This window comes from Pseudomonas sp. C8002 (assembly GCF_013385765.1).
In the GTDB taxonomy this organism is placed as follows: Bacteria; Pseudomonadota; Gammaproteobacteria; order Pseudomonadales; family Pseudomonadaceae; genus Aquipseudomonas.
This window is the reverse complement of the sequence record NZ_JACAPJ010000029.1, coordinates 94,896-119,638: the sequence shown is the minus strand read 5'-3', so window position 1 is coordinate 119,638 and position 24,743 is coordinate 94,896. Positions and strand designations below refer to the sequence as shown.

Here is a 24,743-nt window from a genome sequence, read left to right as displayed (position 1 = left end):
TGGTTTTGCGGTGCTTTATAGGTCGGGTGTATTCAGCCCTTGCCTTTGGTGCGCGTCATATTCGGCCCACCACTCTTCTCCAGATGCTGAATGATGATCCCCGCCACATCCTTGCCGGTGGTGGTCTCAATTCCTTCCAGGCCCGGTGACGAGTTCACCTCCATCACCAGCGGCCCGTGGTTGGAGCGCAATATATCCACACCCGCCACGCTCAACCCCATGACCTTGGCTGCTCGCAGTGCGGTCATGCGTTCTTCCGGGGTGATCTTGATCAGGCTGGCACTGCCGCCACGGTGCAGGTTGGACCGAAACTCACCCGGCTTGGCCTGGCGCTTCATCGCGGCAATCACCTTGTCGCCCACCACGAAGCAGCGGATATCCGCACCGCCGGCTTCCTTGATGTACTCCTGCACCATGATGTTCTGCTTGAGGCCCATGAACGCCTCGATCACCGACTCGGCCGCAGTCGCGGTTTCACACAGCACCACGCCGATGCCCTGGGTCCCTTCCAGCACCTTGATCACCAGCGGCGCGCCGTTGACCATCTCGATCAGGTCGGGAATGTCATCCGGGGAGTGCGCAAAGCCGGTGACCGGCAAGCCAATGCCACGGCGCGACAGCAACTGCAGCGAGCGCAGCTTGTCCCGCGAACGGGCGATAGCCACCGATTCATTGAGGGGAGACACCCCCATCATTTCAAACTGGCGCAGTACCGCGCAGCCATAGAACGTCACGGAAGCACCGATACGCGGGATCACCGCATCGAAGCCTTCCAGCGGTTTGCCCCGGTAGTGGATCTGCGGCTTATGACTGGCAATGTTCATATAGGCGCGCAACGTATCGATCACCACCATCTCATGGCCACGTTCGGTGCCGGCCTCGACCAGGCGACGGGTGGAATACAGACGCGGGTTACGCGACAGCACAGCGATCTTCATGCAGCACCTGTGGCAGAGGTAGTAGAGACCGGGAACACCGGCTTGTCTTGAACGTATTTGACGCCGGGACTGACCACCAGTTGGCCGTCAATCAGGGCCTTGGAGCCCAGCAACAGGCGGTAACGCATGGCCTTGCGGCAGGCGAGGGTGAATTCCACCCGCCATACCCGATCGCCCAGGGCCAGGGTGGTGCTGATCACATACCGCACCTGGGCCTGGCCGTTGGAGCTTTTAATGGTTTTCATCGCCACCAGCGGTGCTTCGCAGCGCCGGTGACGCAGTTGCACCACGCTGCCCAGGTGCGCGGTGAAGCGCACCCACTTTGCACCGTCGCGCTCAAATGGCTCGATCTCGGTGGCATGCAGGCTTGAGGTACTGGCGCCGGTGTCGATCTTGGCGCGCAGGCCTGCCACTCCCAAGTCGGGAAGTGCCACCCACTCACGCAGACCCACAACGGTCAAATGGTCAAATGTCTTCAATATGAATAACCGGCAATTAATTCGCCCAGGCGGCGGGTGATACCTCGGCCAGGGCTTTGAATGCAGGCTTGGCGAACCAGTAGCCCTGCATCAGAAATATTCCACAGTCGGCGAGAAAGTCCCGCTCGCCGGCGCTTTCGATGCCCTCGGCGATGACAGTAACGCCCAACTGCTCACAGATTGTGACAATCCCCCGGACGATCACCTGACGGACACGATCACGGTCGACATCGCGGATCAGCGCCATGTCGAGTTTGATCAGGTCAGGTTGGAAATCGGCCAGCAGATTCAGCCCCGAATAGCCCGCCCCGAAATCGTCGATGGCGGTCTTGAAGCCGAATTCGCGGTATTCACGCAGAATATTCGTCAAATGGCGATAGTTATCTACATGCTCGCTTTCCAGGGTCTCGAAAATCAGCCGATCCAACGGAAAATTATGCGCCCGGGCCGCCTCCAGGGTGCTGCGGATGCACAGTTCTGGTCGATAGACCGCGTTGGGCATGAAGTTGATTGAAAGGTGCGTCTGCATGTTGAGTGTCGAAGCGGTGGCGATCGCGCGGGTGCGGCATTGCTGGTCGAAACGGTAGCGATTGCTGTCGTTGACCTGATCCAGCACCGTCAACGCGCCCTCACCGTTGACGCCGCGCACCAAGGCTTCATGGGCAAAGACCGACTGGTCACGCAGGTCCACGATAGGCTGATACGCAAAGGCAAACTCAAAGCCCAGCGGCTCACTTTGCTGGCAGCCCGCACAGGCTTGTTTGGGCGAGGTCAGTGAAATGGGAAAGTCGGTCACACGTTAACCTCGCGAAAACAGGATGCTACCTGGCGTATCTTAGGTGAGCTCAAGGGTTTATGCGTTGAAGGGTTTCAACGGTAAAGTTGCGACATTTTTCAGAGCGAGGAATTCAAGTGGCTCAGAAGCAGGAAGAGGAAGAAAAAGTCCGTTTGGACAAGTGGTTGTGGGCGGCGCGTTTCTTCAAGACCCGTGCCTTGGCCAAGGCGGCGATCGAGAGTGGCAAGGTGCATTGGCGCGGCGAGCGTTGCAAGCCCGGCAAGGAGCCACGCATCGGCGATGAGTTTCAGATCCGTGCCGGGTTTGATGAACGAACCGTCGTGGTCCAGGCGCTTTCAATTGTGCGAAGGGGCGCTCCCGAGGCGCAGGCGTTGTATACCGAGACCGAAGCCAGCATCGCCAAGCGCGAAAACGCGGCGGCCATGCGCAAGGCGGGGTCCCTGGGCATGACCACCGACGGCAAGCCAAGCAAGAAACAGCGGCGCGACCTGTTCAAGTTTCGCGGCAGTGGCAATGATGATTAATCGGCAGACCGCAGGAGCCAGGTCGGCTCCTGCTATTCCAATTCAAACGCTGCGAATCACGCTCAAGCGATTAACCAGCGGTACTCGCCGAAACAACTCAAACACCGGGCCCGTCACTCGCACCAGCCCCCGCGAAACCTTCGCTGCAAAGGGCGTGTAGTAACCCCAGCCCAACGCCAACAGCGCCAGCAACACCCCACCGATATAATCGTCCTGCCCCCAATGCGCACCGGCTACCAGCCGCGGCATCATGAACAGCAGCGCCAAGCCCCAGATCACCAGCACCTGCCCGATCCGCTTGGCAAACACGGTCATGAACATGCCCCAGATCAGCAATACCGATGCATGATCCCCCGGGAAGCTCTGGCTGGAGCGGTCCTTCAACTCCCATGTCTTCTCCAGGCCCGGGAAATAGTCGCTCATCTGAATCGCGCCGCTGATCACCATCGACGGGCTATGGTGTTGCCAGCCCATCTGCGCCGCCAGCTTGGAAAACAGCATGCGGATAAACAGCAACAGCAGCAGAATGCCCAGGAAGCCGAAAAACGCCTGGCGCACTTCAATCGCCTTGAACACCCAGTCGCCACGGATCAACAGCGTCAGCAGAATCACCCCGACCACCGCGTCAAACGGCCGCAAACTGGCCACCGCCCACACATGCAGCCACGCGGAGCTGCTTGCCAGCGGGTCATTGAGCAGATGAAACAGCCACTCGTCGAAAACCGTGCAGAGCGCCTGGCCCGCCGGCCAGAGCCAAAAACACAGCAGCCCCACAGCGAGTAAATTACACAGGGCCAATCGCCCGAGGTCCCACCTGGCTTGGAACAAACCCGGATTGTTCATAAACTGTTTCCTCTTAGCTTTAAAGCGCTTCGTTTTCCCGCAGAAGGCCGCACCAAAACGGTGCTAAAGCGTGTAATTCTATAAACCTTGTCATCTTTTTGTCATCAATTCAGATACCCAGACCTATGACTGATCTACCGGATACCGACTTCACCCAACGCTTCATCTTCGACGACAGCGACGCCCGCGGCGAACTGGTCGCCCTGGAGCGCAGCTATGCCGAAGTCCTCGCCAAGCACCCCTATCCGGAGCCGGTCGCGCAATTGCTCGGCGAACTGATGGCGGCTGCCTCGCTGCTGGTGGGCACCCTGAAGTTCGATGGCTTGCTGATCCTGCAGGCCCGCTCCGAAGGCCCGATCCCGCTGCTGATGATCGAATGCTCCAGCGAGCGCGAAATCCGTGGGCTGGCCCGCTACGACGCGGACCGCATCGCCGCCGATGCGACCCTGGCTGACCTGATGCCAGACGGCGTGCTGGCCCTGACCGTCGATCCGACGGTAGGCCAGCGTTACCAGGGCATCGTCGACCTCGATGGCGAAACCCTGTCCGACTGCTTCACCAATTATTTCGTGATGTCCCAGCAAGTGGGCACCCGCTTCTGGCTCAACGCCGACGGCAAGCGCGCCCGTGGCCTGCTGCTGCAACAACTGCCGGCCGACCGCATCAAGGACGAAGAAGACCGCGCCGACAGCTGGGCCCACATCACCGCCCTGGCCGGCACCCTGAAAGCCGAAGAGTTGCTGGGCCTGGATAACGAAACCATCCTGCACCGCCTCTACCACGAAGAGGCCGTGCGCCTGTTCGACGTGCAGTCCCTGCGCTTCCACTGCAGCTGCTCCCGCGAGCGCTCGGCAACTGCCCTGGTCAGCCTGGGCCTGGAAGATGCGCAGGACCTGGTGGTGGAACACGGTGGCAACATCGAGATCGACTGCCAGTTCTGCAACCAGCGCTACCTGTTCGACGCTGCCGATATTGCTCAATTATTCGCCGGCGCGGGCGTAGATACCCCTTCAGGCACCCGCCACTAAAACGTTTAAGCACAGGTAAATCACCTGACAAACGCCGGATTTCCGCCGTTCTGACCGGAGGGCCCTACTCTTTTTGGGCTTTTCTGGCATAATCCGGCCCACTTTTTTCGCGGTAGTAGTGCGCAACTTTCTACTACAAAACGTTTGGAGCACTCGGCCACTGGCCGACGGGGAACCTCATGACGCAAGCCAATAACGCCGTATACACCGATCTGAGTGTTGACGATCTGGTCAAAGAAGCCCTGCAGCGCGGTGAAGGCGTGCTTGCCGATACCGGTGCGCTGGTCGTAGAAACCGGTCACCGTACCGGCCGTTCGCCAGTCGACCGCTTCATCGTTGAAGAGCCTTCCACCCAGGCTGCCATTGCCTGGGGCCCGATCAACCGCAAGTTCCCGGCCGACAAGTTCGATGCCCTGTGGGCTCGCGTCGAGGCATTCAACAACGCGCAAGAGCATTTCGTTTCCCACGTTCACGTAGGGGCTGCAGAAGACCACTACCTGGCCGTGAAAATGACCACCCAGACTGCCTGGCAGAACCTGTTCGGTCGTTGCCTGTTCATCAACCCGGCCCAGTACAACCCGGCCGGTCGTGACGAGTGGCAAGTGCTCAACGTGGCCAACTTCGAGTGCGTGCCAGAGCGTGACGGCACCAACTCCGACGGTTGCGTGATCCTCAACTTCGCCCAGAAAAAAGTCCTGATCGCCGGCATGCGTTATGCCGGTGAAATGAAAAAAGCCATGTTCTCGGTGCAGAACTTCCTGCTGCCGGCCTCCGACGTGCTGCCGATGCACTGCGCAGCCAACATCGGCGAAGCCGGCGACGTGACCCTGTTCTTCGGCCTGTCGGGCACCGGTAAAACCACCCTGTCCGCCGACGAAAGCCGCTACCTGATCGGCGACGACGAACACGGCTGGGGCGAAGGTGTGGTGTTCAACATCGAAGGCGGTTGCTATGCCAAGTGCATCGACCTGTCCGAGAAGAACGAGCCGGTGATCTGGAAAGCCATCAAGCACGGCACCGTGCTCGAAAACGTGGTGATCGACGATGCCAAGCACGCCGACTACACCAACGTCAGCCTGACCCAGAACAGCCGCGCCGCCTACCCGCTGGAGCACGTGGCCAAGCGTTCCGAGAAAAACCTCGGTGGCGAGCCAAACGCTGTGATCTTCCTGACCTGCGACCTGACCGGCGTACTGCCGCCCGTGTCGATCCTCAGCGAAGAACAAGCGGCCTACCACTTCCTGTCCGGCTACACCGCTCTGGTGGGCTCGACCGAAATGGGTTCGGGCGGCGGCATCAAGTCGACCTTCTCCACCTGCTTCGGCGCGCCATTCTTCCCACGCCCGGCTGGTGAATACGCAGAACTGCTGATCAAGCGCGTGCGTGGCTTCGGCTCCAAGGTCTACCTGGTCAACACCGGCTGGACCGGCGGCGGCTACGGCGTTGGCAAGCGCTTCAACATCCCGACCACCCGTGGCGTGATTGCAGCGATCCAGAGCGGTGCGTTGATTGGTGCCGAGACCGAGCACCTGGACACCATCAACCTGGACGTGCCATTGGCTGTACCGGGCGTCGAGACTGGCCTGTTGAACCCACGTAACACTTGGGCTGACAAGGCTGCCTACGATGAAGCGGCGAAAGCCTTGGCGGGTCTGTTCATCGAGAACTTCAAGAAGTTTGAAGTGAGCGATGCGATCAAGGCTGCGGGTCCGAAGTTGTAAGATTCGGCCGTTGTGAAAAAGCCGCCCCTAGTGGGCGGCTTTTTTGTGGGCGAAGGATCAGTCGACGAGGTGCAGAACCACGGCTCCCACTAACACCAGCACCACACCGGTCACTTGCACCGCTGACAGCCGCTCCTTGAAAAACACAAACCCCAGAATCGCGGCGATCCCACCGGACAGGGTGCTGATCACCGTCACCACGGAAACCGACCCCGCCATTGCACCCCACGAGAACGCCGAGAACCCACCCAGGTTCATCAGGCTCGCGCTGGTCAGCGTTGCGCAGTTTTTCAGCGGTGGGATTTTCAGGCCGTCTTTGATCTTAAGCACCATCAACACCAGGACGCACAGGCCAACCAAATACCCAAGCCAAAGCATCGTGACCGGGCCAAGCGTCGGCAGGGTGTAGCGGCCCTGCACCCAAAAGCTTGTGCCGTAGAGCAACGCTGCGAGCATCGCGTAGGCGATTGAGCGGCTGGAACTGTTGTGAGGGACGCCATTGTCCTTGTGAATGCTGGACAGGATCACGCCAATTACGCAGAGAGCGATGCAGCCGAGTTGGATCAGGCTGATGTGTTCGCCGCTGGCCCATGACAGCAAAGTAGTCACGACACCGTAGGACGTCACCAGCGGCGCGACAATCGCCGCTTTGCCCAGCGAGAAGGCCTTGGACAGCGCAAGGGCGCCGGAGACGGTCAGCAGGGCTGCTGCGGCTCCCAGGAGCCACACACTCAAAGGCGCCGCGAGGGATTTGACGAGGAAGGCCGGGAATATGACCAGCAGCAGGGTCATGATCAGGAAGCCCAGCGCCTGGCCGAAGTACACCGCGCGTTTGACGCCGACAGCTCGGGCGTTGAGGCCCACGAGGAAGTCCGTGCCGCCCCAGAGCAGGGCGGCCAGCAGGCCCATTATTACGTCCATGTAAGGTCCTTGGTTGTAGGTGCGAGCTTGCTCGCGAAGGTCGTTAACGATAATGCGGGCTTTCAGGGGGAACGCGGCGCTCTCAGGTTTTTCGCGAGCAAGCTCGCTCCTACAGGTTTTCCAGGGTTTGCGTGTCCCAGCGTTGGGCCTTGATAGCCAGGTAAAGCATGCCGATGGTCAGCGGGATTTTGTCGCCGTGGCCTTTGGCTCTGTGCTTCAGGAAGACATCGAAGACAGGAGGTTGGAAATAACGATAAGCGTCGTAGTCGTTCAAGTCGACAGCGAAGTCTTGCTCCAGAGCTTCCATCAATTGATTGGCTTCGGTGACGTCGCAGCCCAGTTCGAGGTTGATGGCGGTTTCAAGGCGCAACGTCTTATGTTCGGGCAGGCCAATTTCTTCATGCAGCAGTTGCAGGAGCTGCTGCATCGCGATGTCTTCGGGGAAGTTGGGGGCCAGGTTCATGGTGGTTACGCGAGAGTGGGTGGAGGCGACCGACTTTATCGATGGCACCGCGATCCTTCAAACGAAACTGGTCAAATGTGGGAGGCGGGCTTGCCCGCGATGGCGGTGTTTCAGTGGTAAAGGTGTTGTCTGACACTCCGCTATCGCAGGCAAGTCAGCTCCCACATTTTTAGCTGTGTGGCTGCTCAGGTGGTGTTCGCTTTACGGCGTCGGTGGTGGTGAGTCGCATCATGCCGGTTTGGGCGACTTCCAGTAGATCGCAACCGTCCTGGACGAGCAGATACAGGGCGTTGGTGATATGCGAAATATCTTTGAGGTCGGCCTGTTCGAAGGTCAGGCAGGAGAAGGTTTCCAGGAGATCGGCTGCGGCGCGGATGCGTTGGTGGGCTACGGACTGGATATCTTCGGCGGCGGCTTCGGTGTCGATGAGCAGGGGGTGGGTATCGGTGAAGTTGGTGCCAAGTGGAAGGTAGCGGTTTTTCGCTTCAGGTGTTTGCATTTGAAGGTACTCGGTTTGCTGTTAAGTAACCGTCGTCACCGTGGCCAAACGATGGGTGGCGGACTGTGCGCAGGTTGGCCAACCGGAAACAGCAATCCGGCACGTCCGAGGACGTCCCACACACAGCCGCCATAACATTGCGCTGAGAGGACGATAGACGTCCGCCAGACAAGTGATGGCACTTATGTGTGCTGTTTTCGAGTGACCAAACCCGGTCGCTGAATTTGCAACGACAGGGCGAACCTTGGCGGGAGTGTGGGGCGAGAGCAATAAACAGATCGTTACCAGCTTTAACGGATACTGATCGTTCCCACGCTCCGCGTGGGAATGCATCCCGTGACGCTCCGCGTCACCAGTGTTCATGGCTTGGGTCGTGCGCGGATGACGGGACGCGGAGCGTCCCTGGCGGCATTCCCACGCGGAGCGTAGGGAACGATCGGGGCTAGCGCGGGGTGCTGATACACCGCTCGAAAATCGCCTCCAACCCCCGATAATCACACGCCACCGCATCAATGTTCGCCGGTATCCACGCTGCGTTCTTCACCAGCCACCAGTTCACTGAAAACCCGGCATTCACGATGATCTGCTCGAACAGAATCCGCTGCGCCCGGCCGTTCCCTTCGCGAAACGGGTGGATCACGTTGAGGTCGCCATAAGCTTCGGCGACTTGCGTCACCAACTCCGCCTGCGTCACCCCGACAAACCAGTTCGCCTGCGCCATGTGCTGGATGATCTTGCTCGCCTCAGGCGGGATACGCTCCGGTGTGCAGAACAGCGTGTCGCCTTTCTGGATGTTGACCGTACGCAGTTCCCCGGCCCATTCGTAAATGTCTGCGAACAGGGTGCGGTGGATGTGTTGCAGGCGTTCCAGGTCGTAGGGCGGGGGATACAGCGGAAGGCTGCCGACAGCGATTTCAGACAGTTCCCGCTCGGCCTGGTGCAGGCGCTCTTCGTCGAACAAATCGAGGCAGTTGCGCAGGACGCTGCTACCGGGGTAGCAGTACGGGTCCTGGCCCACGCCATATTTGTCGAGCATCAGCGTGGGGTGTTGCGGTACTTGGCGAGGACGGCTTCGCGGGTCGGCAGGGGTTTGTCGACATCGGCGGGCTGGGTGTCGAACCCTTCCAGGCGCAGGCTGGCCAGGTAGTTGGAACGGCGGATCTTGTCGTAGTGATCCTGCTTTTGCTCAAACGTCAGTTCGGCCATGACAGCGTCCTCTCGGTGCGAAGGTTGATTGTAGCGCAATGAGTTTCGAGATGCGTCCCGCGTAAGGTTGGAACGATTCTTACGGGTGCCTACTCCACTTCCCAGGCTGTGTATCATCCAGACTCTTTTTTCCTTGCGACCTTTCTCGATTCGCTGAATGCGCTGGTCTATGTTTTGGGCTCGTTCAGCGGTCAATGGAGTGACAGCTTATGCACAACACCCTCCAACAGGTCTTTGGTTATCCACAGTTTCGTTTGGGCCAGGAGGCGGTGGTCAGTGCCGTGCTGGCCGGCCGTTCGGCGGCGGCGATTTTCCCCACCGGTTCCGGCAAGTCCCTGTGTTATCAACTTTCCGCCGTGTTGCTGCCGCACCTGACGCTGGTGGTGTCGCCGTTGCTGGCGCTGATGCAGGACCAGTTGGGTTTCCTGCAGCGCCACGGTATCTCGGCGGGCAGCATCGACTCGGCCCAGAGCCGCGATGATGCCAATGACGTCATGGCCCGGGCGCGTTCGGGCGAGCTGAAGATCCTGATGGTTTCCGTGGAGCGCTTGAAGAACGAGCGCTTTCGCAACTTCCTGCAAAGCGTGCCGATCTCGCTGCTGGTGGTGGATGAGGCTCACTGCATTTCCGAATGGGGCCATAACTTTCGCCCGGACTACCTGAAGCTGCCGGATTACCAGCGCCAGTTCCGCATCCCCCAGGCGCTGCTGCTGACCGCCACGGCGACGCCCAAGGTGATCGCCGACATGCAGGCCAAGTTCGCCATTGCATCTGACGATGTGATCACCACCGGGTTCTACCGCTCCAACCTCAACCTGCTGGTTGAGCCCGTCAGTGGCCAGGACAAGCGACGACGGCTGGTGACGTGGATGCAGGAGCGAGCCAATCAGCCAAGCATCGTCTACGTCACGCTGCAAAAAACCGCAGAGCAGATTGCCGAGCATTTGAATCGCAATGGAATCCAGGCCGAGGCTTATCACGCGGGCCTGGCTCACGATAAGCGGGAAGCCATTCAGAAGCGATTCATGGGCGGGCAGTCCAACTGCATCGTCGCCACCATTGCCTTCGGCATGGGCATCGACAAAAGCGATATCCGCAACGTGGTGCACTTCGACCTGCCCAAATCCATCGAGAACTACAGCCAGGAAATCGGCCGCGCCGGGCGTGACGGGCAGCCGTCTGAGTGTCTGGTTCTGGCCAACCGCGACAGCCTGAATATCCTGGAAAACTTTGTGTACGGCGATACGCCGGAACAGGAAGGTATTCGCCGAGTCCTGGAGGAAATACAGGCGGTCCGTGCCGATGGACAGTGGGAGTTTATGCTCCGCTCACTGTCGGACCACAGCAACATCCGTGAACTACCGCTGAAGACCTTGCTCGTGCAGCTTGAACTCAAGGCTGTGATCGCGCCGCGCTACGCGTTTTATGCCGAATACCGCTTCAAGTATTTGATTGAACCAGAGGCATTGCTGGCGCGTTTTGCCGGCGAGCGGCAGCAGTTTGTCGCAGCGATTATCCAGGTCTGCAAACGGGCGAAAACCTGGGCGACGGTGGACTTCGACGCGCTGTATCAACAGCACCAGGCCGAGCGCAGCCGGGTGGTGAAGGCCCTGGATTACTTTCAGGAACAAGGCCTGATCGAGATGGAAAGCCGGCAGATGACCGAGGTTTACGCCCTGCTGAATACCGACTTCGATCCACAGGCGCTGAGCACGGAGTTATACACAGGCTTCAAGCAGCATGAGGTGACGGAGGTGGCGCGAATTCACGCCATGCTGGATCTGTTCGCGACACAGGAGTGCCTGGGTTACCGCCTGGCGCACTATTTCGGCGATGAAAACGCGCCCCGGCAGTGCGGGCACTGCTCGGTGTGCCACGGTAACGTCGCCCACTTGCCGGCGCCGCCGAGCTTGCCGCCGCTTGTGGATAAAAACTTTCTCGCGCTGTGCGGTGAATTTATCCACAGCCACCATGAGTACAGCGGCGACTTGCCAAGCGCGGAGCGGCTGACACGGTTTTTATGCGGTCTCAGCGTGCCGTTGTTTACCAAGCTGAAGGCACGAGGGATTCCAGGTTTCGCGGTACTGGAGGAGTATCCCTATGCAGAGGTTCGTGAATGGGCGGAGGCAGGGTTGGAGGCACTCTGATTTCCGGTCTGGAGGGGCGCGCTTTCCCTTCCAGTGGCAGACGCCGCCGACAGCCGGACCGTGCCCGCAGGTGAGAAGGTTTGACGCTTCACTTCTTCTGCAAAGGAATTGCCCATGGCTTTTGGTTTTTCTCGTGGTGTTGTCCCCGGCGTCTTGCTGTTCGCCGGGTTGCTGGTCGCACAAGGCACGCTGGCCTCGGTCATCCCGTTGAGCGTGAATGACTGTCGGCAGATGCAGCTTCGCAACACCATCACCGCCGCCAATCCATTGCCCTGCGCACGCCTGGCGCGGGTGACGTTCAGCTATGTGGACTTTGGCGGAGTGCTGCATAACAACGGGCAGCTCGTGGTGCTGGATGCCATCGCACCCCATGTGGAGGAGATCTTCAGGCAGTTGCTGCAACGTCGGTTCCCGGTGCATCAGGCGGTCAGGCTGGAAACCTATCGAGGCAACGACAAGGTCTCGATGGCCCGCAACAATACCAGTGGTTTTAATGGGCGCCAGGTCAGTGGCGCTTCGGGGTGGTCGCTGCACGCCTATGGCGCCGCAATCGACCTTAACCCTCTGCAAAACCCATTCGTTTTGTTCGGGCGTAACCCGCGAGGTGAATTCACCGGCCAGGCCACTGTTGAGCCCAGGGCAAGTACCGCAAATGCCGTTAACCGCCTGGATGCCCGCCCCGGCAAGCCGGCGCGCCCTGGCCGGGCAGAAGAGGTGATTGACCTGTTCGCCGAACACGGTTTTTTGACCTGGGGTGGTTATTGGGATTTTCCGCTGGATTACCAACACTTCCAGATCGGCCGGCGTTCGTTCGTGGAGTATCTGGCGCGGGTCACGCCGCAGCAGGCCAGCGCTGCAGTCGAGACCTATATCACCGCCTATCGCCAGTGCCTGCAGCAATCGGCCGAGACGGATCAAGCGCTCAAGCGTATGGCGTGCGTCCAGCAAACGATTGAGCAAAGCCCAACCTAGGCTTGCGGGTAGTGCTTGAACCCAGTATCAAGAGAGCCTCCTCCTGCCCGGGTTTTACCGATGACCAACGCCATGCCACAACGCGCCGATTACCGCCACTTCCAGCCGATCATCACGCGCTGGCACGACAACGATGTATATGGCCATGTGAATAACGTCACCTACTACAGCTTCTTCGACACCGCGGTGAATACCTACCTGATCGAGCAGGGCGGGTTGGATATTCATGACGGCGAAGTGGTTGGGTTTGTGGTGAGTTCGGCGTGCGACTACTTCGCCTCGATTGCCTTTCCGGACCGCATCGAGATCGGCCTGCGGGTGGGCAAGTTGGGCAACAGTTCGGTGCAGTATGAGTTGGCGGTGTTCAAGGCGGGAGAAGAAGATGCCTGTGCTGCGGGGAGGTTTGTGCATGTGTTTGTGGATCGGGCGTCGAACCAGCCGGTGACGATCCCGGGGATGTTGCGCGAGGCGTTACAGCGATTGGTGATCTGAATACGATCTGCGAAGCAATGAAAGTCAAATGTGGGAGCGGGCTTGCTCGCGAAGGCGGTGGATCAGTCGCCGGATGTATCGGCTGATACAACGCCTTCGCGAGCAAGCCCGCTCCCACATTAAACCCGCGTTGTTCTTTCGATTCGCGTGTTACCGGTGGTGGCGATAGTGATGCTTGTTTTTGCGATGCCCATAAGCATGGCCGCGCCCGCGATGGTCATCGCGGTCATAGCGGCGGTTATCACGCCCACGGTAACGACGATCATCGTCATCGCTCTTGTTGCCCATGTAGTTGCCCAGTGCACCACCGGCGCCACCGCCGGCTGCTGCGCCGATCAGGCTGCCGGTGCTGCCGCCGACACTGCGACCCACCACGTTGCCGCCGGCCGCGCCCAATGCGCCGCCAATGGCTGCTTCACCGCGGCTGCGCTTGTCTGCGCCGACCGCACTGCCGCCCGCGCCGCCGAGTGCTGCACCAATCGCCGAGCCGGTGTTACCGCCCAACTGCTGACCTACGACAGAACCTAGAACCCCGCCCAATGCGCCGCCCACACCGGCTTCGGTGGTGCCACCGGCCATGGCTGCGCCACTGACCAGGCCAAGGGACAACAAGAGAATCGAGGAGAACTTCATAGAGGAACCTCAAGAGGATGACGGCGCGATCCTGAGGTTGTATCGAGACGGTGACAATCGAAACCCGACCAGTGGTATGGGTTGTATACAATTCTCTAAGTTACTGTTTTGTATGAGGAACTTAAATGAGTTTTGCGAGTCTTTAGTTACTTCGGAACGGCCGCTTTTATGCAAAAGCGGCCTTTTTTGTGCCCGTAAGAAACTCGGGTGCTGTCTGTGGCGAGGGAGCAAGCTCCCTCGCCACAATGAGGTGTCGCTTAGGCCGACTTCGCCATGATCAAGCCGGTCGCACTCGCTGCTTCCAGGCGGATCGCTACAAACTTCGACGTTGGCGTATGGCTGCCATCCCCCGTGCTTTCCAAGGGCACCAGCGGATTCACTTCCGGATAATAAGCCGCAGCCTGCCCCGCCGGAATATCAAATGCCAGCAAGGTAAAGCCTTTCACCCGACGCTCACGGCCGTCGTCCCAGATCGACACGATGTCAGCCTTCTGCCCCGGCTTGAAGCCCAGGCGGATGATGTCGGCTTCATTGACGAACAACACATCCCGCTGGCCCTTGACCCCGCGATAGCGGTCGTCCAGGCCATAGATGGTGGTGTTGTACTGATCGTGGGAGCGCATCGACTGCATGATCAGGTCCGGCAATTGCCCGGTGTTGCGGGTGCGTTCGTGCACCAGGTCCTTGGGCAGGATGTTCGGGCGGAAGTTGGCGCGGCCCGACGGGGTGTTCCAGCGACGGGCGCCAGCCGAGTTGCCCAGGTAGAAACCGCCCGGGTTTTTCAGGCGCTCGTTGAAGTCCTTGAAGCCCGGAATGGTGTCGGCGATCAGGTCGCGAATACGGTCGTAATCGGCCACCAGCCAGTTCCAGTCCACCGGCTTGCTGCCCAGGGTGGCGGCGGCAATGCCCGCCAGAATCGCAGGCTCGGATTTCATCTGTTTTGACAACGGCTGCAGTTGGCCGTTGGAAGCGTGGACCATGCTGAACGAGTCTTCAACGGTCACGGCTTGCGGGCCTTCGGCCTGGATGTCGATGTCGGTGCGGCCCAGGCATGGCAGGATCAGCGCGTCCTTGCCATGCATCAGGTGGCTGCGGTTGAGCTTGGTGCTGATCTGTACGGTCAGGTCGCAATTGCGCAGTGCTTCAAAGGTGCGTGGGCTGTCCGGGGTGGCTTGGGCGAAGTTGCCGCCCAGGCCGATAAATACCTTGGAGCGGCCTTCGAGCATGGCGTGAATCGCTTCCACCACGTTGTGGCCGTTATCGCGCGGCACCTGGAACTGGAAACGACGCTCCAGGGCATCGAGGAACGCCACCGGCGGGCGTTCGTTGATGCCCATGGTGCGGTCGCCCTGCACGTTACTGTGGCCACGCACCGGGCACAGGCCCGCGCCTGGGCGGCCGATGTTGCCGCGCAGCAGCATCAGGTTGGCGATTTCCTGGATGGTCGGCACCGAGTGGCGATGCTGGGTGATGCCCATCGCCCAGCACATGATCACGTTCTTGCCTTTGGCGTACATGCGCGCCGCTTGCTCGATCTCCACCAGGGTCAGGCCGGACTGCTCGACGATTTCATCCCATGAGGTGTCGTCGATCTTGCCCAGGTAATCCAGCACGTTGGCGGTGTGTTCGTTGAGGAAGTCGTGGTCGAACACGGCCTCCTTGCCTTCGGCCTGGGCCTGGCGTTCCCACAGCAGCAGGAACTTGGCCATGCCCCGCAGGATGGCCATGTCGCCTCCCAGCGCCGGGCGGAAGTAGGCGGTGTTGGTTGGCTTGTCGCCGTTGGTGAGCATTTCCAGCGGGTGTTGCGGGTGCTGGAAGCGTTCCAGGCCACGCTCTTTCAGCGGGTTGATGCACACCACCTGGGCGCCGCGTTTTACCGCTTCGCGCAGTGGCTCCAGCATGCGTGGGTGGTTGGTGCCGGGGTTCTGGCCCCAGACGAAAATCGCGTCCGCATGCTCGAAGTCATCGAAGGTCACGGTGCCTTTGCCCACGCCCACGCTTTGCGCCAGGGCGACGCCGCTGGCTTCGTGGCACATGTTCGAGCAATCCGGGAAGTTGTTGGTGCCGTAGGCGCGCACAAACAGTTGATACAGGTAAGCCGCTTCGTTGCTGGCCCGGCCCGAGGTATAGAACTCGGCCATGTCCGGGGTTGGCAGCGCATTGAGGTGCTTGCCGATCAAGTCGAAAGCCGATTCCCAGCTGATAGGTTTGTAACGGTCGGTTTCGGCGTCGTAGCTCATCGGCTCGGTCAGGCGGCCCTGATACTCAAGCCAGTAGTCGCTCTGCTCCAGCAGCGCGCTGACGCTGTGCTTGGCGAAGAATGCCGCGTCGACCCGGCGCTTGGTGGCTTCCCAGTTGACCGCCTTGGCGCCGTTCTCGCAGAACTTGACCATGCCGCTTTCCGGCGAGTCGCCCCAGGCGCAGCCCGGGCAGTCGAAGCCGCCGTTCTGGTTGGTCTTGAGCATCATGCGGATGTTTTTCAGCGCGTTGTCGCTGGTCAGCCAGGCTTGCGCCACGCTGATCAGTGCGCCCCAACCACCCGCCGGGCCTTTATAGGGCTTGTAGCGCGGGGTGGGTTTGTCGTCGGCTTGATGATGATTGCTCACGCTTGATTCTCCATCGCAGGGCTATAGACCCGCGGCGCACTTTTCTGCGGCAGGTGGATGAGATTGAGGTTGTGCCGGCGAGCCCATTGCAGGGCCAGGCCGGTGGGCGACGACAGGCTGACCAGGGTCTGGATGCCTGCACGCAGGACTTTCTGGATCAGTTCGAGGCTGCAGCGACTGGTAACAATCGCCAGGCCGCCGTCGGTCGGAATCTTTTGGCGGATCAGCGCACCGATCAGCTTGTCGAGGGCGTTATGCCGGCCGATGTCTTCACGGCCCAGCAGCAATTCGCCCTGGTTGTTCATGAACACCGCCGCATGCACCGCGCCGCTGTACTGGCCCAGCGGTTGGAACGCGCTGATGCGCTGGCGCAGGCCATCCAGCCATTCGGCAGGCGGCAACGGCGCGCCGGGCAACACCTTGAGGTTGGGCAGCGCCTGCTCCACGGCTTCTACGCCGCACAGCCCACAGCCACTGGTGCCGGCAAGTTGCCGGCGCTGCTGCTTCATATTCCAGAACGCGCGGCTGGAAATCTGCACCTGAGCGTATTGGGTCGAGCCCGAACCGCTGATTTTCAGGTCATAAATGTCGCTAACGTCTTCGATAATGCCGCTACCCATGCTGAATCCGACAATAAAGTCTTCAAGGTCGGTCGGCGTCACCAGCATCACCGCCTGGCTGATGTCGTTATAGGCAATCGCCAACGCGACTTCCTCGGCAAGCGCGGTGCTGGCCGATTCGGTGTGTTCGAGATTACAAAACTGGTAGCTCTGGCTGGCGGCGGGCGCGGGCGTTTCGAGGGCAGGCGCCGCGCAGACTGGGCGCTGGGCGTTCATTGGGCATTACCACCGGGAGTATTCAGCTGTAAGACTAGGCGCGACAAAGGGTCGCGTCTAATCGTCAGTACTGATCTGCCGATAGATGCCGTCGATCAAGTCTCGATCAGCGATTTCTGGTACAGCGCAAAACACGCTTCCGCCAAGGCCGAACGGGGTGCACTGCGGCGCATGATCAACCCCAGGCGAGCCAAAGTGTGAGCGTCTTCAATGGGTTGCAGGCGCAGGTGCTCGGTGAGGGCGTCGAGGCCGCCGTCCAGTGGCATCACCGCGCAACACAGGCCGCCGTGCACCGCTTGTAACAATTGATGGACGGCATCGGTCTGCAACAGCGGCTGCGGGTTGAGGCCACGGCTGTGGAAGTTATGGTCGATGGACTGGCGAAAGTGCATGCCGCTGGTGAGCATGCCCAAGGGCAGTTCGATCAGCGCCTCCCAACTCAGGGGCTTGTCGCCGAAGCTGAAGAACCGTTGGTCGTACAGCAGGCCCATGCGGGTTTCGCCCAGGGCCAGGGAGTCGAAACGTTCGGCGTCCAGGCGCTCGAGGTACGACACACCGAGGTCCAGGCGGTTGCTGGCAAGTTGTTCAAGGATTTGCTCGGAGCTTAACGCGGACAACTCAAAGCGCAGGCTGGGGTGTTCCTTGTGCAGCTTCTGCATCAACGCCAGCGGATCGAAGCTCGACAACGGCACCACCCCCAGGCGCAACGTGCCTACCAGGTTGCCGCGACACGCAGCGGCCTCGGCCTGCAAGCCGTCATAGGCCGCCAGCACCGTGCGTGCCCAGGCCAGCACGCGTTCGCCGGGGGCGGTAAAGCCTTCGAAGCGCTGCCCGCGATTGACCAGCGGCAACTGCAGCTCTTCCTCCAGGCTGCGCAGGCGCATCGACAGGGTCGGCTGGGTGATATGGCAGCGCGCCGCCGCCTGGCCGAAGTGACGGGTTTCGTCGAGGGCGATGAGGAATTTCAGCTGTTTGATGTCCATCTTCGCTCCGGGCTTATTCCAATGCGGTGGGATTCTAGCGTGTTTGGGTCTTTGGTCAGGCTGGAACCCAATTCTGTAGGACTGGTCTAGTCTTTGGCATCTGGAAATTAAATCCCAAGGAGAGCGCACCATGAGTCTTTTAAGCTTTGTTAAGGAAGCAGGCGAGAAGTTGATTGACCTGTTGACACCGGGTAATGCCAACGCGAGCGAGCAGTTAAAAGAGCACGTGGCCAAGGTTGGATTGGGTAACCCCAATGTGCAAACCACCGTCGACGGTGACAAGGTGACCGTGACAGGTGAAGTCGCCAGCCAGGAAGAGAAAGAGAAGATATTGCTGGCGCTGGGCAACATCGCCGGCGTTGCGAGTGTTGATGACCAGATCACCGTTTCCGGTCCTGCTGTCGCGGCGGCCCGCTTTGTCGTGGTGAAAAAGGGCGACACCCTGAGCGCTATTTCGCTGGCGGTGTATGGCAACGCCAACCAGTACAACAAAATCTTCGAGGCCAACAAGCCGCTGCTGTCCCATCCGGACAAAATCTATCCAGGGCAGACGCTGCGTATTCCTGAGTAATCCGCGGACCCAATGTGGGAGCGGGCTTGCTCGCGAAAGCGGTGGATCAGTCAATATATTCAGTGGCTGACACACCGTATTCGCGAGCAAGCCCGCTCCCACATTGGACCTTCAGCGTTGTTACAAACCTACGATCAAGTCCCGGTAATCCCCAACCGCTGCAAACTCCGCCGTGTCCTTGGGCCCCTTCCGGCTGTCCGGTTCCTTCACCGCCAGCAAGTGCCCCACGCCAAAATCCCGGGCGCTGCGCAGGATCGGCAAGGTGTCGTCGATAAACAGGCTGCGGGCCGGGTCGAAGGCGATGTCGGCGTGCAGGGCGTCCCAGAACTGCGGGTTTTCCTTGGCGAAACCATAGTCATGGGAGCTGATCAGTCGCTCGAAATAAGGCGCCAACTCGATGCGTTCCAGCTTCAACGACAGCGAATCCCGATGGGCGTTGGTGATCAGGATCACCCGCTTGCCCGCCTGTTTGATCGCCGCCAGGAAGGTGTCGGCATCCGGGCGCAAGGCAATCAGGTGCGCGGTTTCCAGCTTGAGCTCGCGCACCGGGATCTTGAGTTCGGCGCTCCAGAAATCCAGGCAATACCATTGCAACTGTCCGGCGTTACGCTCGAACAGCGGCTGCAGCTCCATCTCGGCCATGGCCCGGCTCACACCATGCAACTCGGCATAGCGCTGAGGCAGGTGCTCCATCCAGAAATGGTTGTCGAAGTGCAGGTCGAGCAAGGTGCCGTCCATGTCCAGCAGGACGGTGTCGATGGCGTGCCAGGGCAATGGAGGCATAAAGAACACTCATGTAAGAAAAGATATCCGACACAGACAATCGGAAAAGCCACGGTATAGTAACCCGATCACGCCAAGGAGCCGCTCATGCGCCAGAAACCCACCGTCCTCGCCCGCGAAATAGTCGCCAGTAGCCGTTTGTTCCGCGTGGAGGAAGTGCAATTGCGCTTTTCCAATGGCGTGGAGCGGACCTACGAGCGCCTGGTGGGCAGGGGTGCCGGATATGGCGCGGTGATGATCGTGGCGATGATCGACTCGGACCATGCGTTGCTGATCGAAGAATATTGCGGCGGCACCGACGAGTATGAACTGTCACTGCCCAAGGGCCTGATCGAACCGGGCGAAGACGTGTTGGCGGCAGCCGACCGTGAGCTCAAGGAAGAAGCCGGTTTCGGCGCCCGCCAGTTGGAGCACATCACCGAGCTGTCGCTGTCCCCCGGCTACATGAGCCAGAAAATTCAGGTGGTGCTGGCCACCGAACTGTATGAAGAGCGCCTGGAAGGCGACGAGCCCGAGCCGATGCGCGTCGACCGGGTCAACCTGCGGGAGCTCTCGCAGTTGGCGCAGAACGAGCAGTTCAGCGAGGGCCGCGCATTGGCCGCGCTGTACCTGGTACGCGACCTGTTGACTCAACGTGGAGCGTTCCAGCCATGAGCGAACTGTTCCTGGGTCACCCGTTTATTGCCCCCGCGATCGAATTGGCCCGCCAGGCTGGCGAGGTCATCCTGCCGTATTGGCGCGCCGATGTTGCCGTCACCACCAAGACCGATGATTCACCGGTCACTGCCGCCGACTTGGCTGCCCATCACTTGATCCTCGCCGGGCTGACTGCCCTGGACCCGAGCATTCCGGTGCTCTCGGAGGAAGACGCCGACATTGACCAGAGCGTGCGTGCCGGTTGGCAGCGTTGGTGGCTGGTGGACCCGCTGGATGGCACCAAGGAATTCATCTCCGGCAGCGAGGAGTTCACCGTCAACATCGCGCTGATCGAAAAAGGTCGCGTGGTGTTCGGTGTGGTGTCGATGCCTACCAGCGGTCGGTGCTACTTCGGGGGTGCCGGGCTGGGTGCCTGGCGTTCCGATGTAGGTGCTGCGCCCAAGCAAATCCAGGTGCGCCAGACCCCGGCGAGCGGTGAAGCATTTACTGTGGTTGCCAGTCGTCGCCATACGAGCCCTGAACAGGATCGCTTGCTCGCTGGCTTGAGTGCCGGATTGGGCGAGCTGAAGCTGGCCAATATCGGCAGTTCTTTGAAGTTTTGCCTGTTGGCTGAGGGCAGCGCCGATTGCTACCCGCGCCTGGCGCCCACCTCGCAGTGGGACACCGCTGCGGCACAGGGTGTGCTGGAAGGAGCGGGCGGTGAAGTGCTGGAATTGAATGGGCAGCCGTTCAGTTACCCGGCGCGGGAATCGCTGTTGAATCCGTTCTTTTTGGCACTGCCGGCCAAGGCTGAATGGCGTGAGCGGTTGCTGACTCTGGCCCGTTCTTAAACACAGCGCCGATCAAAAATGTGGGAGCGGGCTTGCTCGCGAAGGCAGTGTGTCAGTCACCAGATGTATTGGCTGATCCACCGCTTTCGCGAGCAAGCCCGCTCCCACATTTGTTATGTGTGCAGGACGTACTGCCCGGTAAAGGCCACGGCCCGCTCTTCACTGCCCTCATTGACGATCCACGTCTCCAGCGCCAAGCGCGCCCGGCCATAACGCTTGTAGGTGGCGACGAATCGCTTCCACACCTTGTCATCAGGCGCCTGGCAAATCGCCGTCGCATCGGTAGTCACCGGCAGCGGATAACTGATCTGCCCTTCCTGAATCACGATATGCCCGTCTTCAATCCCTTCCTCACGCAACTGCAAATGCAGCCAGCCCCAACCTGCCAGCACGGCGCCGCAATACAGGCTGCCGCCAAACATGGTGCTCTTGTGGTTGATGTTGGCGTCGAGCGGCAAGCGCAGTTGCAGCTGCCGGTCCTGCCAGTCGATAACCTTGAGGCCCATTTCCCGGGTCAGGGGAATGTCGTGGTGAAGGATCGATTCCAGGTAACGGCTATCGCGACTCATGGTGGCCTCGTGGCAGGGGGAAAAGGGTCATTCGTCGTCAGCGTGACTGTTGCCGCTGTCAGCGAAGTTCAGCCCGTGCTTGCGCAGTTTGTCGTGCAGGGTTTTACGCGGCACGCCCAATGCCTCGGCGAGGCTGCGCATGGAATTGTGGGTGCGCGCCAGTTCGGCGGCGATCAGGCTTTTTTCAAACTGTTCGACCTGTTCGCTCAAGCCGCCGGGCGTGCTGGTGAGGATGCCAGGCGAAGTGCTGTCGGGGGTGCTGTCCAGCGCCAGTTCGAGGCCCAGGGCGAAACGCTCGGCGGCGTTTTGCAGCTCGCGCACATTGCCCGGCCAGCTGTGACGCAACAACAGGGCGCGCTGGCCCGGTTGCAGCTCTTTCATCGGTAGCCCGTGGCGTGTGCTGGCTTCGTCGGCAAAGTGCTGGAACAGCATCAACGCATCCTCACCCCGTTCGCGCAGCGGTGGAATGCGCAGCGGCGCAACGTTGAGGCGGTAATACAAGTCCGCCCGGAAGCGCCCCTGGTCGGCGGACTGGCGCAGGTCTTCCTTGGTGGCGGCGATGATGCGGATATCCAGCGGGATCAGTTGGTTGCCCCCCAGACGCTCCACCACACGCTCCTGCAACAGCCGCAGCAGCTTGACCTGCACATCCAGGCTCATGCTTTCGATTTCGTCGAGAAACAGCGTGCCGCCGTTGGCGAATTCGAATTTGCCGATGCGCCGCTTCTGGGCGCCGGTAAAGGCCCCTGGCTCATGCCCGAACAACTCGCTTTCCACCACCGACTCGGCCAGGGCGCCGGCGTTGATCGCCACAAACGGGCCGCTGCGGCGGTTCGACAGATCGTGCAGCGCACGCGCTACCACTTCCTTGCCGGCACCGGTTTCACCGAGGATCAGCACATCAGCCTTGGTCGCCGCCAGCGCGCCAATCTGCTCGCGCAGGCGCAGCATTTGCGGGGAGTGGCCCACCAGGCGCGTACTCAATTGCTGACGGTCGCTCAGGGCCAGGCGCAGGCTGCGGTTGTCCAGCACCAGGCGGCGCAGGGCCAGGGCGCGGCGCACGCTGTCGAGCAGGGCGTCGCTGGCGAAGGGTTTTTCCAGGAAGTCATAGGCGCCGGTGCGCATCGCCTGCACCGCCAGTGGCACGTCGCCGTGGCCGGTGATCAGCAGTACCGGCAGCTCCGGGTCCTGGGCGTGGAGTTCCTTCAACAGTTCCAGGCCGTCCATGCCGGGCATGCGGATGTCGCTCACCACAACCCCCGGCCAATCCCGGGACAGGCGCGCGGTCAGGCCCTGGGCTTCGCCGAGGGTCAGGACTTTCAGCCCGGCCAGGTCCAGGGTCTGGCAGAGGGCCTGACGCAGGTGTGGATCATCGTCGATCAACACCACCTGAATCTGGTTATCGATACTCATACACTGCGGTCCTCGGACGGTTGCAGACTGACACCCGGTGCTCCGGCGCGCAGTTTCAAGGTTAACAGTGCGCCGCCTTCCTTGTGGTTGGCGAACAACAGTTCACCGCCAAAGGCGCGCATCAGGGTGTCGCAGATCGCCAGGCCCAACCCCAGGCCCTGGGTGCGGGTCTTGGTGGTGTAGAAGGGCTCGCTGGCGCGGCCCAGGGCTTCCATGCAGAAACCCGGGCCGTTGTCGCGAATGTACAGGTTGACGCCCTGTTCGGTGGTTTGGGCACTCAGCCAGAGTTTGCGCGGCGGGCCTTTTTCGGTCAGGGCGTCCAGAGCGTTGGCCAACAGGTTGCCCAGCACCTGGCGCAGGCGGGTTTCGCCGGCCGCCACCCACAAGGTGGCCTCGGGCAGGTCGCGGATCAGTTCCACTTCCATTGCCCGCCGCCGCTTGGCCAGCAGCGCCAGGGCATCGTCCAGGGCCGGTTGCAGGGCCACGCTTTCCGGCGCATGCCGGTCGCGCCGGGCGAAGGCGCGCAAGTGAGCGATGATCGAGGCCATGCGCCCGGTCAGTTCGCTGATCAGTTTGAGGTTGCCACGGGCGTCGTCGGTGCGCTCATGGTCGAGCAAAATCCCGGCGTTTTCCGCGTAGCTGCGAATCGCCGCCAACGGCTGGTTGAGTTCATGGCTGATACTCGCCGACATGGTGCCCAGCGCCGACAACTTGCCGGCCTGCACCAGGTCATCCTGAGCCCGCACCAGTTCCTGCTGGGCATGTTCGCGTTCCAGCACTTCCTGCTTCAGCCGCCGGTTGAGGCCTTCCAGGTCGCTGGTCCGCTCGATCACGCGCATCTCCAGCTCGCGACGGGCCTTGGCTTCGAAGGCGATGCGTTCCAGGTAGTGACGACGGCGCTGCATCATCAGGCCGAGCAACAGCATCAGCACCAGCAAGGCGGCGCCACCCACCGCGACCACGGTGCGCACCGGGCGGCTGATCAAGGTGCGCGGCGCGAGAATCTCGACTTTCCAGCCGGTTTCGGCGATGTCGGTGGATTGGCGCACCCACGCCGTCGGGCTGAGGCTCAGCGGCTGCGGGTCGCGGGTCGGATAGGGCTGGATGGCGATGATGGCGCGGCGTTCTTCATCCGTCAGCGGCCGGGTGGCACGAAAGCGCCATTGCGGGCGCGAGGTCAGGATCACCACGCCGTTGTGGTCGGTGACCAGCAGTTGTTCGGGGGTGTTGCCCCACAGGCTTTCGGTGTGGTCCAGGTCGACCTTTACCACCAGCACACCGATGATCTTGTCGCCATCGCGTACGGCGGCGGCGAAGAAGTAACCGCGCTTGGCTGAGGTGGTGCCCAGGCCGAAGAAGCGCCCGAGGCGCCCGGCCATGGCTTCGCTGAAGTAGGGGCGAAAGGAAAAATTACGCCCGACGAAGCTGTCCTGCTTGTCCCAGTTGGACGCGGCGAGGGTCTTGCCGGTGGTGTCCATCAGGTACATCACTTCCACCCCGGCCTGGGCGGCAACGTCCTTGAGCAGGTGGTTGGCATTGACCAGGTTGGTGCTGACGTGAGGCGCGTCGATGGCGGTGCGCAGGGCCGGCAGGTCACCGAGGATTTGTGGCAACACTTCGTAGCGGTGCAGGGTGCCCAGCAGGTTGGCGACGTACAGGTCCAGCGTCTGGCGATTCTGGCCGGCCAGTTCGTTGCGGTAATAACGCTCGGCCAAGTGCTCCAGCGGCCACAACAGCGGTGCCAGGCATAGCGCCAGCAATGCCAGGCTGCGCCAGCGGGGTCTTCGCGGAAGGGGTGGAGTCATGGGAGTCATGCGCCTGTGGGTACAGGCG

Annotated in this window: 26 protein-coding genes and 1 pseudogene; 10 read left to right on the top strand and 17 right to left on the bottom strand. The window is 60.9% G+C overall.

The features are described from left to right. Positions 1 to 32: 32 nt before the first annotated feature. From rimK to HX814_RS26455, 3 genes are read right to left on the bottom strand one after another with little or no spacing between them, the layout of a single operon-like run. Positions 33 to 938 carry a 30S ribosomal protein S6--L-glutamate ligase gene (rimK, locus tag HX814_RS26465; RefSeq protein WP_003213178.1) on the bottom strand — a complete coding sequence of 302 codons (906 nt, stop codon included), beginning with the start codon at positions 936 to 938 and terminating at the stop codon, positions 33 to 35. Then, positions 935 to 1,399 carry an ATP-dependent zinc protease gene (locus HX814_RS26460; protein ID WP_371132397.1) on the bottom strand — a complete coding sequence of 155 codons (465 nt, stop codon included), beginning with the start codon at positions 1,397 to 1,399 and terminating at the stop codon, positions 935 to 937. Before HX814_RS26460 ends, rimK begins: the two co-directional genes overlap by 4 nt. Positions 1,400 to 1,433: 34 nt before the next feature. Further along, positions 1,434 to 2,213, bottom strand: a complete 780-nt coding sequence (locus HX814_RS26455) for an EAL domain-containing protein (protein WP_003213183.1) — start codon at positions 2,211 to 2,213, stop codon at positions 1,434 to 1,436. A gap of 116 nt (positions 2,214 to 2,329) precedes the next feature. Here HX814_RS26455 and HX814_RS26450 point away from each other — a divergent pair, with 116 nt between their 5' ends. Further along, complete coding sequence (locus HX814_RS26450; protein ID WP_003213184.1) at positions 2,330 to 2,737, top strand: RNA-binding S4 domain-containing protein; 408 nt, start codon at positions 2,330 to 2,332, stop codon at positions 2,735 to 2,737. A 42-nt stretch (positions 2,738 to 2,779) separates the two neighbouring features. Here HX814_RS26450 and HX814_RS26445 read toward each other — a convergent pair whose 3' ends face one another. Continuing rightward, a complete protein-coding gene (locus tag HX814_RS26445; RefSeq protein ID WP_134325547.1) occupies positions 2,780 to 3,580 on the bottom strand; it encodes a phosphatase PAP2 family protein in 801 nt (266 codons plus the stop codon). Positions 3,581 to 3,705: 125 nt separating this feature from the next. Between HX814_RS26445 and hslO the strand changes: the two genes are divergently transcribed. Together hslO and HX814_RS26435 are read left to right on the top strand one after the other, a co-directional pair. Continuing rightward, the gene (gene hslO, locus HX814_RS26440; protein WP_102367891.1) at positions 3,706 to 4,608 is read left to right on the top strand and encodes an Hsp33 family molecular chaperone HslO; all 903 of its coding nucleotides are present in this window, start codon (positions 3,706 to 3,708) and stop codon (positions 4,606 to 4,608) included. A gap of 179 nt (positions 4,609 to 4,787) precedes the next feature. After that, positions 4,788 to 6,329, top strand: a complete 1,542-nt coding sequence (locus HX814_RS26435; RefSeq protein WP_177009301.1) for a phosphoenolpyruvate carboxykinase — start codon at positions 4,788 to 4,790, stop codon at positions 6,327 to 6,329. Between the two features lie 57 nt (positions 6,330 to 6,386). On the opposite strand, the gene HX814_RS26430 is transcribed toward HX814_RS26435, so the two are convergent. Next, positions 6,387 to 7,238 carry a DMT family transporter gene (locus HX814_RS26430; protein WP_087692724.1) on the bottom strand — a complete coding sequence of 284 codons (852 nt, stop codon included), beginning with the start codon at positions 7,236 to 7,238 and terminating at the stop codon, positions 6,387 to 6,389. Positions 7,239 to 7,259: 21 nt separating this feature from the next. Here HX814_RS26430 and HX814_RS31580 point away from each other — a divergent pair. Continuing rightward, positions 7,260 to 7,382 (top strand): annotated as a pseudogene (locus HX814_RS31580) (outer membrane lipoprotein carrier protein LolA); the annotation flags it as partial. Here the strand turns inward: HX814_RS31580 and HX814_RS26425 are convergent. The 4 genes from HX814_RS26425 to HX814_RS26410 form a co-directional block, all read right to left on the bottom strand. Next, positions 7,360 to 7,713 carry a DUF1493 family protein gene (locus HX814_RS26425; protein WP_177009300.1) on the bottom strand — a complete coding sequence of 118 codons (354 nt, stop codon included), beginning with the start codon at positions 7,711 to 7,713 and terminating at the stop codon, positions 7,360 to 7,362. The pseudogene HX814_RS31580 and the gene HX814_RS26425 overlap by 23 nt on opposite strands. 169 nt (positions 7,714 to 7,882) lie before the next feature. Next, a complete protein-coding gene (locus HX814_RS26420) occupies positions 7,883 to 8,212 on the bottom strand; it encodes a hypothetical protein (RefSeq protein WP_177009299.1) in 330 nt (109 codons plus the stop codon). Between the two features lie 442 nt (positions 8,213 to 8,654). After that, positions 8,655 to 9,248, bottom strand: coding sequence for a putative adenosine monophosphate-protein transferase Fic (locus HX814_RS26415; protein WP_177015436.1), 594 nt, complete (start codon positions 9,246 to 9,248; stop codon positions 8,655 to 8,657). After that, positions 9,248 to 9,418: a YhfG family protein gene (locus HX814_RS26410; RefSeq protein WP_003213201.1), complete on the bottom strand. Its 171-nt coding sequence runs from the start codon at positions 9,416 to 9,418 to the stop codon at positions 9,248 to 9,250. Before HX814_RS26410 ends, HX814_RS26415 begins: the two co-directional genes overlap by 1 nt. A 209-nt stretch (positions 9,419 to 9,627) precedes the next feature. On the opposite strand from HX814_RS26410, the gene HX814_RS26405 reads away from it, so the two are divergent. From HX814_RS26405 to HX814_RS26395, 3 genes are all read left to right on the top strand, one after another. Continuing rightward, complete coding sequence (locus tag HX814_RS26405) at positions 9,628 to 11,565, top strand: ATP-dependent DNA helicase RecQ (protein ID WP_177009298.1); 1,938 nt, start codon at positions 9,628 to 9,630, stop codon at positions 11,563 to 11,565. A gap of 114 nt (positions 11,566 to 11,679) precedes the next feature. Then, on the top strand, positions 11,680 to 12,537 hold the full coding sequence (locus HX814_RS26400; RefSeq protein ID WP_003213205.1) for a M15 family metallopeptidase: 858 nt from the start codon (positions 11,680 to 11,682) through the stop codon (positions 12,535 to 12,537). A 60-nt stretch (positions 12,538 to 12,597) separates the two neighbouring features. Then, entirely contained in the window at positions 12,598 to 13,029 is a 432-nt protein-coding gene (locus tag HX814_RS26395; RefSeq protein ID WP_003213207.1) for a thioesterase family protein, read from the top strand. 150 nt (positions 13,030 to 13,179) lie between these two features. Here the strand turns inward: HX814_RS26395 and HX814_RS26390 are convergent, their stop codons facing one another. The 4 genes from HX814_RS26390 to HX814_RS26375 form a co-directional block, all read right to left on the bottom strand. Beyond that, positions 13,180 to 13,662 (bottom strand): glycine zipper domain-containing protein, encoded by a 483-nt coding sequence (locus HX814_RS26390; RefSeq protein WP_008435777.1) that lies wholly within the window; start codon positions 13,660 to 13,662, stop codon positions 13,180 to 13,182. A gap of 257 nt (positions 13,663 to 13,919) precedes the next feature. Further along, on the bottom strand, positions 13,920 to 16,268 hold the full coding sequence (locus tag HX814_RS26385; protein WP_177009297.1) for an FdhF/YdeP family oxidoreductase: 2,349 nt from the start codon (positions 16,266 to 16,268) through the stop codon (positions 13,920 to 13,922). Then, complete coding sequence (gene fdhD / locus HX814_RS26380) at positions 16,265 to 17,104, bottom strand: formate dehydrogenase accessory sulfurtransferase FdhD (protein ID WP_177009296.1); 840 nt, start codon at positions 17,102 to 17,104, stop codon at positions 16,265 to 16,267. The genes HX814_RS26385 and fdhD overlap by 4 nt, the downstream gene beginning before the upstream one ends. A gap of 95 nt (positions 17,105 to 17,199) precedes the next feature. Further along, positions 17,200 to 18,087 (bottom strand): LysR family transcriptional regulator, encoded by an 888-nt coding sequence (locus HX814_RS26375; protein WP_003213213.1) that lies wholly within the window; start codon positions 18,085 to 18,087, stop codon positions 17,200 to 17,202. Between the two features lie 130 nt (positions 18,088 to 18,217). On the opposite strand from HX814_RS26375, the gene lysM reads away from it, so the two are divergent. After that, a complete protein-coding gene (gene lysM, locus HX814_RS26370) occupies positions 18,218 to 18,658 on the top strand; it encodes a peptidoglycan-binding protein LysM (protein WP_003213215.1) in 441 nt (146 codons plus the stop codon). 120 nt (positions 18,659 to 18,778) lie between these two features. Here the strand turns inward: lysM and yrfG are convergent, their stop codons facing one another. Beyond that, positions 18,779 to 19,441, bottom strand: coding sequence for a GMP/IMP nucleotidase (gene yrfG / locus HX814_RS26365; RefSeq protein ID WP_003213217.1), 663 nt, complete (start codon positions 19,439 to 19,441; stop codon positions 18,779 to 18,781). Positions 19,442 to 19,528: 87 nt separating this feature from the next. On the opposite strand from yrfG, the gene nudE reads away from it, so the two are divergent. After that, positions 19,529 to 20,095, top strand: coding sequence for an ADP compounds hydrolase NudE (gene nudE, locus HX814_RS26360; protein ID WP_003213218.1), 567 nt, complete (start codon positions 19,529 to 19,531; stop codon positions 20,093 to 20,095). Further along, the gene (cysQ, locus tag HX814_RS26355) at positions 20,092 to 20,928 is read left to right on the top strand and encodes a 3'(2'),5'-bisphosphate nucleotidase CysQ (protein ID WP_003213220.1); all 837 of its coding nucleotides are present in this window, start codon (positions 20,092 to 20,094) and stop codon (positions 20,926 to 20,928) included. Before nudE ends, cysQ begins: the two co-directional genes overlap by 4 nt. A gap of 113 nt (positions 20,929 to 21,041) precedes the next feature. Here the strand turns inward: cysQ and HX814_RS26350 are convergent, their stop codons facing one another. The 3 genes from HX814_RS26350 to HX814_RS26340 are packed head-to-tail and all read right to left on the bottom strand — an operon-like array spanning position 21,042 to position 24,715. After that, the gene (locus HX814_RS26350) at positions 21,042 to 21,497 is read right to left on the bottom strand and encodes a YiiD C-terminal domain-containing protein (protein WP_003213222.1); all 456 of its coding nucleotides are present in this window, start codon (positions 21,495 to 21,497) and stop codon (positions 21,042 to 21,044) included. A gap of 27 nt (positions 21,498 to 21,524) precedes the next feature. Next, a complete protein-coding gene (locus HX814_RS26345) occupies positions 21,525 to 22,910 on the bottom strand; it encodes a sigma-54 dependent transcriptional regulator (RefSeq protein WP_102604447.1) in 1,386 nt (461 codons plus the stop codon). Further along, positions 22,907 to 24,715 (bottom strand): ATP-binding protein, encoded by a 1,809-nt coding sequence (locus tag HX814_RS26340; protein WP_023659335.1) that lies wholly within the window; start codon positions 24,713 to 24,715, stop codon positions 22,907 to 22,909. The genes HX814_RS26345 and HX814_RS26340 overlap by 4 nt, the downstream gene beginning before the upstream one ends. Positions 24,716 to 24,743: the final 28 nt, after the last annotated feature.

Bases quoted from the DNA above. Each gene is read 5' to 3' on its own strand.
- rimK (WP_003213178.1), bottom strand. From the start codon at position 938: ATGAAGATCGCTGTGCTGTCGCGTAACCCGCGTCTGTATTCCACCCGT.
- HX814_RS26445 (WP_134325547.1), bottom strand. From the start codon at position 3,580: ATGAACAATCCGGGTTTGTTCCAAGCCAGGTGGGACCTCGGGCGATTG.
- hslO (WP_102367891.1), top strand. From the start codon at position 3,706: ATGACTGATCTACCGGATACCGACTTCACCCAACGCTTCATCTTCGAC.
- HX814_RS26435 (WP_177009301.1), top strand. From the start codon at position 4,788: ATGACGCAAGCCAATAACGCCGTATACACCGATCTGAGTGTTGACGAT.
- HX814_RS26430 (WP_087692724.1), bottom strand. From the start codon at position 7,238: ATGGGCCTGCTGGCCGCCCTGCTCTGGGGCGGCACGGACTTCCTCGTG.
- HX814_RS26425 (WP_177009300.1), bottom strand. From the start codon at position 7,713: ATGAACCTGGCCCCCAACTTCCCCGAAGACATCGCGATGCAGCAGCTC.
- HX814_RS26420 (WP_177009299.1), bottom strand. From the start codon at position 8,212: ATGCAAACACCTGAAGCGAAAAACCGCTACCTTCCACTTGGCACCAAC.
- HX814_RS26415 (WP_177015436.1), bottom strand. From the start codon at position 9,248: ATGCTCGACAAATATGGCGTGGGCCAGGACCCGTACTGCTACCCCGGT.
- HX814_RS26410 (WP_003213201.1), bottom strand. From the start codon at position 9,418: ATGGCCGAACTGACGTTTGAGCAAAAGCAGGATCACTACGACAAGATC.
- HX814_RS26405 (WP_177009298.1), top strand. From the start codon at position 9,628: ATGCACAACACCCTCCAACAGGTCTTTGGTTATCCACAGTTTCGTTTG.
- HX814_RS26400 (WP_003213205.1), top strand. From the start codon at position 11,680: ATGGCTTTTGGTTTTTCTCGTGGTGTTGTCCCCGGCGTCTTGCTGTTC.
- HX814_RS26395 (WP_003213207.1), top strand. From the start codon at position 12,598: ATGACCAACGCCATGCCACAACGCGCCGATTACCGCCACTTCCAGCCG.
- HX814_RS26390 (WP_008435777.1), bottom strand. From the start codon at position 13,662: ATGAAGTTCTCCTCGATTCTCTTGTTGTCCCTTGGCCTGGTCAGTGGC.
- fdhD (WP_177009296.1), bottom strand. From the start codon at position 17,104: ATGAACGCCCAGCGCCCAGTCTGCGCGGCGCCTGCCCTCGAAACGCCC.
- HX814_RS26375 (WP_003213213.1), bottom strand. From the start codon at position 18,087: ATGGACATCAAACAGCTGAAATTCCTCATCGCCCTCGACGAAACCCGT.
- lysM (WP_003213215.1), top strand. From the start codon at position 18,218: ATGAGTCTTTTAAGCTTTGTTAAGGAAGCAGGCGAGAAGTTGATTGAC.
- yrfG (WP_003213217.1), bottom strand. From the start codon at position 19,441: ATGCCTCCATTGCCCTGGCACGCCATCGACACCGTCCTGCTGGACATG.
- nudE (WP_003213218.1), top strand. From the start codon at position 19,529: ATGCGCCAGAAACCCACCGTCCTCGCCCGCGAAATAGTCGCCAGTAGC.
- cysQ (WP_003213220.1), top strand. From the start codon at position 20,092: ATGAGCGAACTGTTCCTGGGTCACCCGTTTATTGCCCCCGCGATCGAA.
- HX814_RS26350 (WP_003213222.1), bottom strand. From the start codon at position 21,497: ATGAGTCGCGATAGCCGTTACCTGGAATCGATCCTTCACCACGACATT.
- HX814_RS26345 (WP_102604447.1), bottom strand. From the start codon at position 22,910: ATGAGTATCGATAACCAGATTCAGGTGGTGTTGATCGACGATGATCCA.
- HX814_RS26340 (WP_023659335.1), bottom strand. From the start codon at position 24,715: ATGACTCCACCCCTTCCGCGAAGACCCCGCTGGCGCAGCCTGGCATTG.